The organism is Bradyrhizobium sp. Leo114 (assembly GCF_055229415.2).
Genome location: NZ_JBUYEN020000066.1, coordinates 18,539 through 32,413, shown reverse-complemented (window position 1 = coordinate 32,413; position 13,875 = coordinate 18,539). Strand labels below are relative to the sequence as shown.

At 64.5% G+C, this 13,875-nt stretch carries 15 protein-coding genes and 1 pseudogene; 7 read left to right on the top strand and 9 right to left on the bottom strand.

What is annotated here, in order from left to right; all coding sequences use genetic code 11:
• Window positions 1-366: 366 nt before the first annotated feature.
• The 4 genes from ACZIRK_RS40225 to ACZIRK_RS40210 all read right to left on the bottom strand — a co-directional run bounded on the left by ACZIRK_RS40225 (window position 367) and on the right by ACZIRK_RS40210 (window position 4,341).
• Window positions 367-1,137 carry an exodeoxyribonuclease III gene (locus tag ACZIRK_RS40225; protein WP_130230193.1) on the bottom strand — a complete coding sequence of 257 codons (771 nt, stop codon included), beginning with the start codon at window positions 1,135-1,137 and terminating at the stop codon, window positions 367-369.
• A gap of 33 nt (window positions 1,138-1,170) precedes the next feature.
• Complete coding sequence (gene alr / locus ACZIRK_RS40220; protein WP_130230195.1) at window positions 1,171-2,403, bottom strand: alanine racemase; 1,233 nt, start codon at window positions 2,401-2,403, stop codon at window positions 1,171-1,173.
• A gap of 42 nt (window positions 2,404-2,445) precedes the next feature.
• Entirely contained in the window at window positions 2,446-3,948 is a 1,503-nt protein-coding gene (locus ACZIRK_RS40215) for a replicative DNA helicase (protein ID WP_028165050.1), read from the bottom strand.
• Window positions 3,949-4,218: 270 nt separating this feature from the next.
• Window positions 4,219-4,341 (bottom strand): hypothetical protein, encoded by a 123-nt coding sequence (locus ACZIRK_RS40210; RefSeq protein ID WP_283807015.1) that lies wholly within the window; start codon window positions 4,339-4,341, stop codon window positions 4,219-4,221.
• Between the two features lie 174 nt (window positions 4,342-4,515).
• On the opposite strand from ACZIRK_RS40210, the gene ACZIRK_RS40205 reads away from it, so the two are divergent.
• Window positions 4,516-4,665, top strand: coding sequence for a hypothetical protein (locus ACZIRK_RS40205; protein ID WP_165435584.1), 150 nt, complete (start codon window positions 4,516-4,518; stop codon window positions 4,663-4,665).
• A 2-nt stretch (window positions 4,666-4,667) separates the two neighbouring features.
• On the opposite strand, the gene ACZIRK_RS40200 is transcribed toward ACZIRK_RS40205, so the two are convergent.
• Complete coding sequence (locus ACZIRK_RS40200; protein WP_130230197.1) at window positions 4,668-5,918, bottom strand: SAM-dependent methyltransferase; 1,251 nt, start codon at window positions 5,916-5,918, stop codon at window positions 4,668-4,670.
• A gap of 255 nt (window positions 5,919-6,173) precedes the next feature.
• On the opposite strand from ACZIRK_RS40200, the gene ACZIRK_RS40195 reads away from it, so the two are divergent.
• A complete protein-coding gene (locus ACZIRK_RS40195; protein ID WP_474419422.1) occupies window positions 6,174-7,010 on the top strand; it encodes a hypothetical protein in 837 nt (278 codons plus the stop codon).
• 10 nt (window positions 7,011-7,020) lie between these two features.
• A pseudogene (locus tag ACZIRK_RS40190) lies at window positions 7,021-7,342 on the top strand (PaaI family thioesterase); the annotation flags it as partial.
• 38 nt (window positions 7,343-7,380) lie between these two features.
• Here ACZIRK_RS40190 and rplI read toward each other — a convergent pair.
• The 4 genes from rplI to rpsF all read right to left on the bottom strand — a co-directional run bounded on the left by rplI (window position 7,381) and on the right by rpsF (window position 9,834).
• The gene (gene rplI / locus ACZIRK_RS40185; protein WP_130230201.1) at window positions 7,381-7,977 is read right to left on the bottom strand and encodes a 50S ribosomal protein L9; all 597 of its coding nucleotides are present in this window, start codon (window positions 7,975-7,977) and stop codon (window positions 7,381-7,383) included.
• Window positions 7,978-8,019: 42 nt separating this feature from the next.
• Window positions 8,020-8,991, bottom strand: a complete 972-nt coding sequence (locus ACZIRK_RS40180) for a DUF2232 domain-containing protein (RefSeq protein ID WP_028165053.1) — start codon at window positions 8,989-8,991, stop codon at window positions 8,020-8,022.
• A 127-nt stretch (window positions 8,992-9,118) separates the two neighbouring features.
• Complete coding sequence (gene rpsR / locus ACZIRK_RS40175; protein WP_027583809.1) at window positions 9,119-9,358, bottom strand: 30S ribosomal protein S18; 240 nt, start codon at window positions 9,356-9,358, stop codon at window positions 9,119-9,121.
• A 5-nt stretch (window positions 9,359-9,363) separates the two neighbouring features.
• Window positions 9,364-9,834, bottom strand: a complete 471-nt coding sequence (gene rpsF / locus ACZIRK_RS40170; protein ID WP_028165054.1) for a 30S ribosomal protein S6 — start codon at window positions 9,832-9,834, stop codon at window positions 9,364-9,366.
• Between the two features lie 334 nt (window positions 9,835-10,168).
• Between rpsF and ACZIRK_RS40165 the strand changes: the two genes are divergently transcribed.
• From ACZIRK_RS40165 to fabG, 4 genes are all read left to right on the top strand, one after another.
• Window positions 10,169-10,885: a TetR/AcrR family transcriptional regulator gene (locus tag ACZIRK_RS40165; RefSeq protein ID WP_130230205.1), complete on the top strand. Its 717-nt coding sequence runs from the start codon at window positions 10,169-10,171 to the stop codon at window positions 10,883-10,885.
• The gene (locus tag ACZIRK_RS40160; protein WP_130230207.1) at window positions 10,882-11,907 is read left to right on the top strand and encodes a fatty acid desaturase family protein; all 1,026 of its coding nucleotides are present in this window, start codon (window positions 10,882-10,884) and stop codon (window positions 11,905-11,907) included. Before ACZIRK_RS40165 ends, ACZIRK_RS40160 begins: the two co-directional genes overlap by 4 nt.
• A gap of 141 nt (window positions 11,908-12,048) precedes the next feature.
• On the top strand, window positions 12,049-13,002 hold the full coding sequence (fabD, locus tag ACZIRK_RS40155) for an ACP S-malonyltransferase (RefSeq protein ID WP_474419421.1): 954 nt from the start codon (window positions 12,049-12,051) through the stop codon (window positions 13,000-13,002).
• 97 nt (window positions 13,003-13,099) lie between these two features.
• Window positions 13,100-13,837 (top strand): 3-oxoacyl-[acyl-carrier-protein] reductase, encoded by a 738-nt coding sequence (fabG, locus tag ACZIRK_RS40150; protein WP_028165058.1) that lies wholly within the window; start codon window positions 13,100-13,102, stop codon window positions 13,835-13,837.
• Window positions 13,838-13,875 lie beyond the last annotated feature (38 nt).

The following is a 13,875-nucleotide window of genomic DNA, read 5'->3' as shown; positions in this document are numbered from 1 at the left end:
CTATGGAAAGCCTGGTCCAAAGGTGATGCGCCTGGGCCTCGAAGCCTTCCGTCGCATCAAATACGGCACCACTTTGAGGCTCAAAAATGTGTGAATCGGATAGCCGGTCACCGGGGAGAGCACGAAGTAAGCCGTAAACCATCGCGCAGGGAAAGCCGGAATGCTTCGGTTGAACCTGTGGTCCTACCCCCGTGCTTTTTGTTGCACGGGACCCATGGGTGCAACCAGCACCCGACTTTCCCTGCGCCCTCTGCTATCGAGGAGGGTGAAAAGTAAAGCAAAGCTCGGACGCAAGGCGCCGCGAGAATGCGAACTCGTATCCCTCAGACTAGTCATGCCCGCGAAGGCGGCCATCCTACGGCACGATCACCGCAGCACGATCCACGCCGGAGCGTGGTCGCTCGCGCCTTCGTCGCCTCTGACGTCGCGGTCGACGCCGGCCTTCGTCAGGCGCGGCACGAGCACAGGACTGAGCAACAGATGATCAAGTCTCAGCCCCGCATCGCGCGGCCAGCGATTGCGCTTGTAGTCCCAGAAGGTGAACATCGGCTTTGCCGGATGCAGCGTGCGGATCGCGTCGCACCAGCCCTGATCGACCAGCGCCTTGAACGCGGCGCGGCTCTTCGGCTGGATCAATGCATCCTTGTCCCAGGAGCGCGTCGGATAGATGTCGAGCTCGGTCGGCGCGACGTTGTAGTCGCCGGCGAGCACGACCGGGACATCCTCTTTGAGAAGCTTCGCGGCATGCGCGCGCAATCGCCTGAACCAGGCAAGCTTGTAGTCGAATTTCGGCCCCGGCTGCGGGTTGCCGTTCGGCAGATAGAGGCTGGTGACGATGATGCCCTTGACCGCGGCCTCGATATAGCGCGCCTCATGATCGGTGCGATCGCCGGGCAGGGCGGTGCGGATCAATACCGGCTCGGCTTTTCGCGCGAGGATCGCAACGCCGTTCCAGGTCTTCTGCCCGTGCCACACCGCGCCATAGCCGGCCTTTTCGATTGCGGCAGTCGGAAACTCGCTATCGGTCGCCTTCAATTCCTGCAGGCTGACGGCATCGGGTTTTGCCGCGCGCAGCCAGTGCAAGAGGTTCGGCAGGCGGCGGTTGATGTTATTGATGTTGAAGGTCGCGATCTTCATGCGTCGAGACGACCGCGATCCGTTCTGACCCGATCAGGTCGGCCTGTTGCCGGAGTCGGCCGGCGGGGGCGGCGGCTCCTCCGCGGGATTGCCGCCCTTGTAGATGCGCGCATAACGCGGTCCGAGGCTGGTCAGCACCTCATAGCCGATGGTGCCGAAATGATGCGCTGTTTCGTCGACCGTGATGCCTTCGCCGATCAGCGTGACCATGTGGCCGCGCCGCACGGCATTCTTGTCGAGTTCGGTGATGTCGACGGCGATCAGGTCCATCGAGATGCGGCCGGCGATCGGACAGCGCTTGCCGGCGACCACAACGTCGGCGCCGCGGGTGCCGTCGTTCGAGCTCGCGGCGCGGAAATAGCCGTCGGCATAGCCGACCGAGATGACCGCCAGTCGCGTCGGCCGCCGCGCGGTCCAGGTGCCGCCATAGCCGACGGTCTCGCCGCGATCGATGTGGCGGATCTGCACGATGCGGGCCTTGAGATCGACCACCGGCCGCATCGGGTTGTCGGCCTCGGGCGTCGGGTTGACGCCGTAGAGCGCCGCTCCCGGCCGCACCAGATCGAACTGGAATTGGGGGCTGAGGAAAATGCCGGAGGAATTCGCAAGCGACGCCGGCACGCCGGTGAACAGGCTCGCGATCTCGCGGAAGGCCGCAAGCTGCCTCGCATTGATCGGGTTGTTGAGCTGCTCGGCGGCGACGAGGTGGCTCATCACCAGCGTGATGCCGTGATCGCCGGCATTGATGCGCGGGATGATGCCCTGCGCCTCGTTGATTGTGAACCCGAGCCGGTTCATGCCGGTGTCGATGTGAATAGCGGCGCCGCCCGACCAGCCGGAGCGACGGCAGAACACGTCCCATTCGGCGAGTTCGTTGAGATCGCCAATCACGGGCTGGCAGTCGAACTTGGCGTAGCTGTCGCCGGTGTTCTGGAAGAAGCCGCCGAGCGCATAGATGGTGGCGGACGGCACCGCCTCGCGCACGGCGCGCGCCTCTTCGATATTGGCGACGAAGAACGTCTTGCAGCCGGCGCCAGCCAATGCCCGCGAAACCTGCGCAGCGCCGCAGCCATAGCCGTCGGCCTTCACGACGGCGCCGCATTCGGCTGGAACCGCTGCTTTCTCGAGCCTGCGCCAGTTGGCGATGATGGCGTCGAGATCGACGGTCAGGACGCCGGTGGCGGTCGGAGGCACCGCGAGCTGGTGTGCGTCGGACGCAAGTTGTGCGCCCTGCGGGATCGATTTCGGATCGGAAGCGACGTTCATGGCGCCGTTTTACGCGGGCGGCAGCAATGGTTCAACCGCGCATCAATAAGAAGGCCGATCCGGCACATGTCCGTCATGGGCGAGGTCGCCGAACCGCGTCACGCTGGCTTCGAAGTGCAGCTCGACCGTGCCGGTCGGGCCGTGGCGCTGCTTGCCGATGATGACTTCGGCCTTGCCATGCGCGAGGCCCATGTCGGTCTGCCACTTCTCGTGTTCCGGTGTGCCCGGGCGAGGCTCTTTCATGGCGAGGTAATATTCCTCGCGGTAGACGAACATCACCACGTCGGCGTCCTGCTCGATCGAACCGGATTCACGCAAGTCGGCGAGTTGCGGACGCTTGTCGTCGCGGTTCTCCACCTGGCGCGACAGCTGCGACAGCGCGATGATGGGAACATTCAATTCCTTGGCCAGCGCCTTCAGGTTGGTCGTGATCTCCGTGATTTCCTGGACGCGGTTGTCGTTGCCGCGCTTGCCCGATCCCGACAGCAGCTGGATGTAGTCGATGACGATGAGGTCGAGGCCCTTCTGCCGCTTCAGCCGCCGCGCCCGGGCGGTGAGCTGAGAGATCGACAGGCCGCCGGTTTCGTCGACATAGAAGGGCAGGGACTGCAGCTCGATCGAGCATTCGCGGATCTTCTCGAAATCCATCTCGGTGATACCGCCGCGGCGGATGTGGCTCGATGGGATTCCGGTGCGCTCGGCGAGAATACGGGTGGCGAGCTGCTCGCCCGACATTTCGCAGGAGAAGAAGCCGACCGCGCCGCCGTGGATTGCCTTGATGCTGCCGTCAGCCTGCACCTCGCCCTCATAGGCCCTGGCGATGTTGTAGGCGATGTTGGTCGCGAGCGAGGTCTTGCCCATACCGGGGCGGCCGGCGAGGATGATGAGGTCCGACGGCTGCAGGCCGCCCATCCTGGTGTCGAGGTCGCGCAGGCCGGTGGAGATGCCGGACAGCTTGCCGTCGCGCTGGAACGCTTTCGCGGCCATGTCGACCGCAATCGTCAGCGCCTGGGCGAAGCGTTGGAAACCGCCGTCATAGCGGCCGGTCTCGGCGAGCTCGTAGAGCTGGCGCTCGGCGTCCTCGATCTGGGCGCGTGGGGCGAAATCGACCGGCGCGTCGAATGCGACGTTGACCATGTCTTCGCCGATCCGGATCAGGTCGCGTCGCAGCGACAGGTCGTAGACGGTCCGGCCATAGTCCTGGGCGTTGATGATCGTGGTCGCCTCCGCGGCGAGGCGGGCGAGGTATTGGGCAACCGTCATGCCGCCGATGTCCGTATCCGCCGGCAGGAAGGTCTTCAGTGTCACCGGGGTAGCGACCTTGCCCATCCGGATCAGGCTACCGGCGGTCTCATAGATCGTCTGATGGAGCGGCTCGAAGAAGTGCTTCGGCTCGAGGAAATCCGAGACGCGGTAGAAGGCGTCGTTGTTGACCAGGATAGCGCCCAACAGCCCCTGTTCCGCTTCGATATTGTGCGGTGCGCTGCGATAGGCCGGTGCTCCCGGCTCGGGCGCGAGCTTCAGGACCTTCGAATCAGTTGCCATGGACGGAATTATTCTTCGAATTTCGCCGTTATTGGGATTCCCGGAGCAGGGGCGGCGATAAAGCGCCACCGCTGTCCGAAGCGGAAGTGCCCATGCGCCTTATTCACGATTCACACAAGCGAAGTGTGAATCACGTGGCAGCGGTGCACGATGCTTGACGGATTTCGGGGGCGGGCGGCGAGTCGTGAGGAATGTTTTTGGGCAGGCTGAACCAAATTCCGCCTGGACGAACCAACATCCAAGGGAACGGCGCGTGACCGGCCTGCTATCTCAGGTGAGGATGAGATAGGCGAACGCAACCAAAGCGGCGACGATGCCCGCAGCGATCAGGGCGTAGTCGGTTTTCAGGTCGCGCGGCGGATCGAACAAGGATCTGTACGTCTCGTGGGACATGGCGGTGGTCTAGCCCAAACCGCCCGTCCACCTTTGTGAACCAGTTCACATGGGAATGATTTTTGTTGCGGCAGGGTAAGCGGGAACGGACCGAAGGGTTTCGGGTTAGCCAAAGCGATGAGCCAGCGATTTCATATCCGGCAATCGGAACAGGGCGACCGGCGGTGGCTGTTGATGCTGATCGACGCCATGGAGCAGGTATCGCGCCCGGAAATCCGCAAGGTTCCCTGCGACAAGCAGGTGCTCGCCGCCGTCGAAGCGCAGCTCGCGCGCCCGGCCGTGGCCCATCCCTGTTACGGCTCGTCCTTCAGCTTCCGCAACTGAGCCTATTCGCCCGCCAATTGCAGCCGCGGTCGCGCGCGCTGCTCAATGCCGCGCAGCTTGGCCTCTTCCTGGCCGATATAGTCGCGGGTGATCGGCACGACCCCCTGCCGCTTGGTGAGCTGGAGCTGGAAGTTCATCATGTTCTGCTTGCGGAACGACATTTCCGAAGCGGCCAGATAGAACTCCCACATCCGCGCAAAGCGCTCATCGTAGAGGCGGACGGCCTCTTCGCGCCGCGCCATGAAGCGCTCACGCCATGCCTTCAAGGTCTCGGCATAGTGCAGGCGGAGGATCTCCATGTCGCAGACCAGAAGCCCGGCCCTCTCGATCGCGGGCATCACTTCGGAAAGTGCCGGGATGTAGCCGCCGGGGAAGATGTATTTCTCGATCCAGGGGCTGGTGACGTCAGGCCCCGTGGACCGGCCGATCGAGTGCAGCACCATCACGCCGTCGTCGGTCAGCAACTCGGCGCAGCGGCGGAAAAAGGTCTCGTAGAAGTCGACACCGACATGTTCGAACATGCCGACCGAGACGATGCGGTCGAACGGGCCGGGGATGTCGCGATAGTCCTCGAGCAGGAAGCGCGCCGATTGCGAGAGGTTCTTCTCCGACGCCCGGGTGTTCGAAACCTGGAGCTGCTCGGTGGAGAGCGTGACGCCGGTGACGTCGGCACCAGTCATCTCGGCGAGGTAGAGGCCAAGCCCACCCCAGCCGGAACCGATATCGAGCACGCGCTGGCCCGGCCGCACCAGGAGCTTGGCGGCGAGATGGCGCTTCTTGGCGAGCTGGGCGTCGTCCAGCGTCGCATCCGGCGTCTCGAAATAGGCGCAGCTATATTGCTTGTCGGCGTCGAGGAAGAGGGAATAAAGCCGGCCATCGAGGTCATAGTGGTGAGCGACATTGCGCCTCGACCGTCCCCGCGGATTGAATTGCCAGATGTGCCTGCCGAGATAGCGCAGGAGCCATTGCGGCTTGGCCCAGCGCGGTAGCATGTCCGGCTGATCCATCAGGATCGCAAGCGCATCCACAATCGAGCCATTCTCGACGACGAACGTGCCGTCCATGTAGGACTCACCGAGACTGAGCTCGGGATCGAGCAACACCCACCGCTCCGCGGCTTCCGTCCGGAACCGCACCGAGACCGGCTGTCCGGCGCCGTCGCCGCAGGTGAACTTCGCCCCGCTTGCGGTCGTGACCGAAAGCGCGCCGTGGCGAACGAACTGCCCCAAGAAATAACGCAACAAACGGTCCATGGAAGCACCACAGAGTGACCGGCCGTTACCCTGACGCGCAGTGGAACAGATGGTTCCAATGTGAGTCAACATCACTGTAGGAGTGATCGGGGGGAAGCGCTATTGCGTTGTAGTCAAAGCGGATATTCCCGAATGTGACAATTGAGTGGATGCGTCACAAGTGCGCTTCCATTCGCCCGATATTCGGCTAAAAGGAGCCCGCCGCTACCGGATCGAGCAGGGCCGGAGGGGGTTTCCACGATCAGGAGAATGGGGATGTCGGGCCGAGCGCTCATTTTCGCGGCGGTGATTCTTGTTGTCGCCGGCCTTGCGGCGAACTCGGCGCATGCCCAGCCGACCAATCTGGAGGCCGGCAAGAGCCCCTCGCAGATCTTTGCCGGCACTTGCAGCGCCTGCCACAAGTCGGCGCGCGGCCTGCTCAAGAGCGTCAGCGCGTCGGCGCTCCCAGGGTTCCTGCGCCAGCACTACACCACGAGCAGCGACATGGCCTCGCTGCTGGCGTCCTATCTCGTTTCCAACGGCGCCAGCGATACGCGATATCAGGGCCGGCAGGAACAGACCAAGCACGGCAAGGATGCGAAGCAGCAGGAAGCCGCGCGCCCGGCCAGCCCTCCGGAACCGGAGCGGCCCAGCCGCAGGTTCTTGTTTCCGTGGAGTTCGTCCGAGCCCACACCCGACGCGCAGCAGGCCGCCAAGCCTGACGTTGACGGCCTCAATCCACAAGGCGAGGGCAGGCGGCATGGTCGCAACGCCAGGCGGCAGCAGCAGCCGAGCGAGGCGGCGCCTGACGCGGCCAGCCCGGAGCAGGGGGCCGAGCCCAAGCCGGCTGCCAAACAAAAGCTGGGTAAGCGCGGCAAGCCCAGCGAGGAGCCTGCCAGACAGGCCGAGCCAGCCGTGGAAGACAAGCCTGGTTCGGAAAGCAAGCCGGATACGGCCAAGGTCGAGTCGAAGGAGAACAGCGGCAGCGGGTCGGCACCGTTGCGGTCCGATCCTGTTCCAGCGGTAAGGCCAGCGTCTCCGGCACCCGCTGCAGCTCCGAGCGCTCCGGAACCATCCGCAAGCCCGCCTGCGGCTCCTGCAGCTTCGCAGTGACGGCGTTGGGCCGGAGCTGTTGCAGCAGCACGGCCTGTTCCACGGCGGTGTCACGGCGTTCCTGGTCGACAACGCAACGACGATCGCGGCCGCGACCACACGTGGCCAGACGGCGCTCACCGCCGAATACAAATTGAACCTGCTCTCGCCGGCATCCGGCAATCGCCTGATCTGCCGCGCGCGGGTGATCAAGCCGGGACGGCACGTCGCCGTCGTCGCAGCCGACGTGTTCTGCGTGATTGACGGCAAAGAGAAACACACCGCGACCGCGCTCGCTTCCATTGCCAATGCTGGATGAGAAGGCGGCGGCCCGAATCGAAAGCCCGGCCTGATCGAGGCCGGGCTTTGATCTTGCGGTAGATGAGGAGGCTTATTTCTCCTCGGCAGCCGGCGCCACCGGCTCCTCCTGCTGCGCTTCCGGATCGAAGAACTCGCCGGCGGCGGCAAGCGCCTCGGCTGCGGCGTCCTGGTCTTCCTGGCGGCTCGAGATGTCCTCACCGCGCTTGATGCGCTCGGCTTCATCCGCGCTGCGCGCGACGATGACGGTGATGCTGGTCTCGACCTCGGGGTGGACGGCGATCGTCACCTTCTGCTGGCCGATCACCTTGATCGGCGAGTCCAGCCATACCTGCGGCCGGTTGACGATGATGCCGTCGGTCGCCAGCGCCGCGACGATGTCGCGCACCGAAACCGAGCCGAATAGCTGACCGCTTTCGGAAGCCTGGCGAATGATCACGATCTCGCGGCCGTCGATCTTCTCGGCCACCTTGCCGGCTTCGGACTTGGCCTTGATGTTGTTGGCCTCGAGTTCGGCCTTCATGCCTTCGTACTTGGCGCGGTTATCGGCGGTGGCGCGCAGCGCCTTGCCGCGCTTCAGGAGGAAGTTGCGCGCAAAGCCGTCGCGCACCTTCACGACTTCGCCCATCTGGCCGAGCTTGGCGACACGTTCCAAAAGAATGACTTCCATATTGCTTCTCCTTCAATCTTGGTTTGGGTTGATCGGTCGAGTTCAGGATGCAGGGAGCGGGGGCGGCCTGGTCCGCAGATAGCGCTGGCGCAATCCGAACAGCGCATCGGCTATTCCGAGCACCACCATCGCGATCACGGGCCAGGTGAAGATCACGACAACGACATAGGCGCAGCTCAGCCAGAACGGGCGGCTGTTGAGCGATTGCGTCACCGTGTGCAAGACGGCGAAACCGGTAAGCGCGTACGCCGCCATCAGGGCGGTGGTTATGACCTGTGCGAGGATAGCGAGCAGGCCGCTCGTGAAGCAGAAGGCGATGGCGACGCACGAAGCCACCAATGTCATCGCCGGCAGCGCAGTCGCCCGCAGGTCGGGCCACGGACGTCGCAGGCGGCCCGAGGTCGCCGTGATCAAGGTCGCCAGCCAGAGATTGATCGTCAGCGATATCATCGTGACGATGACCGCCGCGAGCGGTGCGACCGCCACCATCGCGTCGACGACGCGTTCCATGTCGGCGCTCGTCGTCACCATGCGCGAGTCCAGAACCCGCATCAGGCCGCGCTTCATGGCAGCCGCTATGGTGGCGGCGTCGGTTCCCAGCGTGAGCAGGGCCGCCATCGTGGTGAGCACGGCAAAGCCCGCGATCCAGAGCAGGATACGGCCGACCGGATACCATTCGAGATTGGCGGTCCCTGGCGCCGGCACGCCGCCCGGGCTCGGGTCCGCAATCGGGCGTCCCAACAGCGCGAGATACCCGAGCCACCAGGCCGGCAGCGCAACCATGATGACAAAGGTGATGCAATAGGGCAGGCCGAAGATCGCGCCGAGGCCCAGCGCGGCCGCAATCCCGCCAATACTTGCCGTAAGCGGACCCCAGCCGAGCCCCGCCATCATCAATGGCAGCGGCGCCAGCCAGAACAGCAACAGCGAGATCATCGCGCCCGAAATCATCGAGGCGAACATCAACGCCGACGCGCAGCCAGCAGCGATAGCAATGAACAACGTCGCGATCATCAGCTGTCCCGCTCCTTTCGAGCGGTTAGAGGTCCTGCCTGAGAACCCCAACCATCGGCGACCGGACGACCCGGAAGCCTTATGAGCAAATGGTCCGCAGCGCGCGAGGTGCTGCGGACCGGATTGATTAGCGAATCACGTAGGGCAAGAGGCCGAGGAAGCGCGCGCGCTTGATGGCGCGGGCGAGTTCACGCTGCTTCTTGGCGGAAACGGCCGTGATGCGGCTCGGCACGATCTTGCCGCGCTCGGAGACGTAACGCATCAGCAGCTTGGAATCCTTGTAGTCGATCTTCGGCGCATTCGGACCCGTGAACGGGCAGGACTTGCGGCGACGGAAAAACGGACGGCGGGCACCGGCTTCGGCCATGATTCTTACTCCTCGGTCGCAGCTTCTTCATCGCGCGGACGGCGCGGGCCACGGTCGCCGCGGAATCCACCGCCGTCGCGATCGCCACGGAAGCCGCCACCCTCGCGGTCGCCGCGGAAGCCGCCGCCGCGATCATCGCGCTCACGGTCACGGTCAGCCTTGCGCATCATCGCCGACGGGCCTTCCTCGAGCTCCTCGACGCGGACGGTGAGATAGCGGATGACGTCTTCGCTGATCCGCTCCTGACGCTCGATCTCGCTGATCGCGGAAGACGGCGCGTCGACGTTCATCAGCACGAAATGCGCCTTGCGATTCTTGTTCATGCGGTAGGTGAGGGAGCGCACGCCCCAATTCTCGGTCTTGGTGACCTTGCCGCCGGCCTGTTCGACGATGCCGGTCATCTGCGCTGTCAGTTCGTCAACCTGCTGGGTGCTCGCGTCCTGGCGCGCGAGAAAAACATGCTCGTAAAGAGGCATGGATGTCCTTTCTAAAGTTGGCGCGGTTCCCGGCGACAAGCCCTTCGAGACCTTCGGAAAGGACTCGATGTTGCTCAGAAGGCGGAAGCACGGGACGACGGGCCGACTGGCCCTGCCACATCAAAATCAACGAATGAAATTGCTGAGACCGTCCGTTCAGCTCCCGGCCGGGACCCACGGATGGCGGGCTTTATAAGGATTTTGCGGGCCTTGGCAAGATTGGCGGCCAAGTTTTTGCCCGTGGTAGCGGGCCTATCTGCACTGGATCCGTTCGTCCAGCTCGGTCTTGATTTATTTGTTTGTATATCATACAAATAAGTCGAGGAGACATCTAATGGCAGCCAAAGCTGCGTCCGAATCGCCAGCCGGCGATCCCAAACATGCCGTTCGCGCCACACGTGCGGCCGGGCGCAAGATGCGTTCGCTGCTGCTCGACGCCGCAAGCCGCCTGTTTAGGGAACAGGGGCTGGCCGGCGCTTCGATCACCGATATCGCTGCGGCCGCGGACGCCTTTCCGAGCCAGATCACCTACTATTTCCGCACCAAGGAGGCGCTCTTCGTCGAGGCTGCCTGCCGCGACATGCTCTATGTCGCGCGTGCCGCGGAAGAGGCTGCGCTGCGGGCGGAGACGCCGCAGGACTACACGCGTGCACTGGTCGAGACGGTGACGGCAACCGATTCGGTTGCCTTCTTTGCGGAGGCGCTGACCCTGACACGGCGCCGCCCGGATCTCGCACCGCTGGTGGAGCGGACCATCGAGCGGCTGCACAGCGAAGGGCTGCGCGCCTATGCGGGGCAGATCGAACGGCACGGCTGGCGCACGCTGCGCGATCCGGCCGCGACCTCGCGGCGGTTCTGGGCGCTTGCGATCGGTGTCATCCTCGAAGGCTATGCGATGGGTCGCTCGGCGGAGGAGCTGTGCAGCGAAATGCTGCGCGTGCTCGGCGAGCAGGCCACCGCCACATCCAGCGGCGACAACCGGCGCCTGCGCCTGGTCGGCGATCCCAGCACATCCACTTCCACCTCACGCGACGAGGAGGCTTCGTCATGACCGCGCTTCGCATCCGCGCCCGCGACTTCCTGACCGAGGATCAATTGATCGCCGTGCGCCAGCGCTCGACCTTAAAGGGCGTCGCACTGATCGCACATGCCTGGGCGCTGATATCAGGCGCGATCGCGTTGGTGGCGTGGTGGCCGAATCCGCTGACATATCTCCTCGCTGTCGCGATCATCGGCTCGCGCCAGCTCGGGCTCGCGATCCTGATGCACGACGGCGCGCATGGATGCCTTTCAGCGGAGGAGAAGACCAATCTGACATTGAGCCAATGGTTCTGCGCCTATCCGATCTTTGCGGAGACGCGGGCCTATCGCCGCTATCACCTGCAGCATCACGCGCGGACGCAGCAGGAGGATGATCCGGATCTCGTGCTGTCGGCGCCGTTTCCGATCACCAGGGTGAGCTACCGGCGCAAGTTCATTCGCGACATCACCGGCCAGACCGGCTATCAGCAGCGCAAGGCGCAACTGCTCAATGCGCTCGGGCCGAAGCAGTGGCCATGGCGGCAGCGTGCTGCGCATTTCTGGCAGAAGCTCGGGCCGCAATTCATGGTCAACGGCCTTCTGTTTGCAGGGCTCGCGGCCGCCGGCGTGTGGTGGGCCTATCCACTGTTATGGTTGGTTCCACTGCTCACCTGGATGATGGTGATCACGCGCATCCGCAACATCGCCGAGCACGCCGTCGTTCCTGACAGCCACGATCCCCTGCGCAACACCCGCACCACGCACGCCAGCTTCCTCGAGCGGCTGTTCATCGCCCCCTATTACGTGAACTATCACCTCGAGCATCACCTGCTGTTCTACGTCCCGTGCTACAACCTGCCGCGGGTTCACCGCATTCTCAGCGAAAGCCGGCACGCCGGCCAAATGGAGGTGCAGCCGGGCTATCTCGCGGTGCTGAGGCTGGCGACCGCGAAGCCGGACCAAGAGGATCGGCCGGGGCAATTGGCGAGCAACGCACGCCGGGCGAGGGCCGGCGGGGAAGTCGGCGCGGACCAGAGGGCCGGCGGGTTCTAGGGGGAAGTCCCCATTTCAATGCCGCACCGCGGCTTGACATCCCGGCCCCGGACGGTGTCTTACGCGCCCGTCCAGAGCATGATCCGGAAGGAGCGGAAGCCGCCTTTCCCGGAGATCATGCCCAAACAGCTTGGGAGCGCCATGACGGCAGCATTCACTTTTCCGGGGCAGGGGTCGCAGGCCGTCGGCATGGGCAAGGCCCTCGCCGATGCCTTTCCGGTGGCCCGGGCGGTGTTCGACGAGGTCGACGCCGCGCTGGGAGAGAAGCTGACCGGGATCATCTGGGACGGTCCGGCCGAAACCCTGCAGCTCACCGAGAATGCCCAGCCGGCGCTGATGGCGGTCTCGATCGCGACGCTGCGGGTGCTGGAGACTGAGGCCGGCTTCTCGGTCGGTCGCGACGCGGCCTATGTCGCGGGCCATTCGCTCGGCGAGTACTCGGCACTGGCCGCCGCCGGCAGCCTCAGCGTCAGCGATACCGCGCGCCTGTTGCGCACCCGCGGCCTTGCGATGCAGAAGGCGGTGCCCGTCGGCGTCGGCGCCATGGCCGCGCTGCTCGGCCTCGACTATGAGGCGGCGATGGCGGTCGCCGAGGAAGCCGCCCAGGGCCAAGTGTGCCAGGCGGCCAATGACAATGGGGGCGGACAGGTCGTGGTTTCCGGCGACAAGGCAGCCGTCGATCGCGCGGTCGAGATCGCCAAAGGCAAGGGCGCCAAGCGGGCGATGCTGCTACCGGTGTCGGCTCCGTTCCATTGCAAGTTGATGCAGCCGGCGGCCGACGCCATGGCCGAGGCGTTATCCGGCGTCACCATCAAGGCGCCGTCCGCGCCGCTGGTCTCGAACGTGCTGGCGAGCGCCATCACCGATCCCGACGAGATCCGCCGCCGGCTGATCGAACAGGTCACCGGCACGGTGCGCTGGCGCGAGTCGGTCGCCTATATGGCAGGCAAGGGCGTGACGCGCTTCTTCGAGATCGGCGCCGGCAAGGTCCTGACCGGGCTGGTGAAGCGCATCGCCGATGGCGCGGTAGGAGTTTCCGTCGGCGGTCCCGGTGATATCGCGGCCGCCAAGGATGCATTGGCCGCTTCGGCCTGAAGCATGATCGGGAAAAGTGAGTGCCGGTTTTCCCTCGCGACAAACGCGATGCGTTTACGCGGAGATCATGCTCTAAGAGAGCCGAGAGGAGATAGTAATGTTTGATTTGACGGGCAGGACCGCGCTGGTCACCGGCGCAACCGGTGGCATTGGCGGCGCGATCGCGCAGGCGCTGCACGCGCAGGGCGCAACCGTTGCGATCTCGGGCACGCGGCGCGAGGTGCTGGATGCGTTTGCAGCCAAGCTCGGCGAGCGTGTTCACGTCCTGCCGTGCAATCTCTCCAACACTGCCGAAGTCGAAGCATTGGTGCCCGCGGCAGAGACCGCCATGGGACAGGTCGACATCCTCGTCGCCAATGCCGGAATCACGCGCGACAATCTGTTCGTGCAGTTGCGCGACGAGGATTGGGACGAGGTGATCGCGATCAACCTGACGGCGACCTTCCGCCTTGCGCGCGCCGCCACCAAATTGATGATGCGCAAGCGCTTCGGCCGCATCATCGCCATCACCTCGATCGTCGGCGTCACCGGCAATCCCGGCCAGGCCAACTACACCGCGTCGAAGGCCGGTATCATCGGCCTGATCAAGACGCTGGGCGCCGAATATGCCAAGCGTGGCGTGACCGCCAATTGCATTGCGCCGGGCTTCATCAAGACGCCGATGACGGATGCGCTGAACGACAAGCAGCGCGAGGCCATCCTGGCAAAGGTTCCTGCGGCGCGACTCGGAACGTCCGAAGACATCGCCGCCGCAGCCGTCTACCTTGCTTCCAACGAGGCCGCCTACGTGACCGGACAGACGATTCACGTCAATGGCGGAATGGCCATGTTTTGAGCGGGTTACCGGAGCGTTTTTGCGTGGCGGAATGCCCT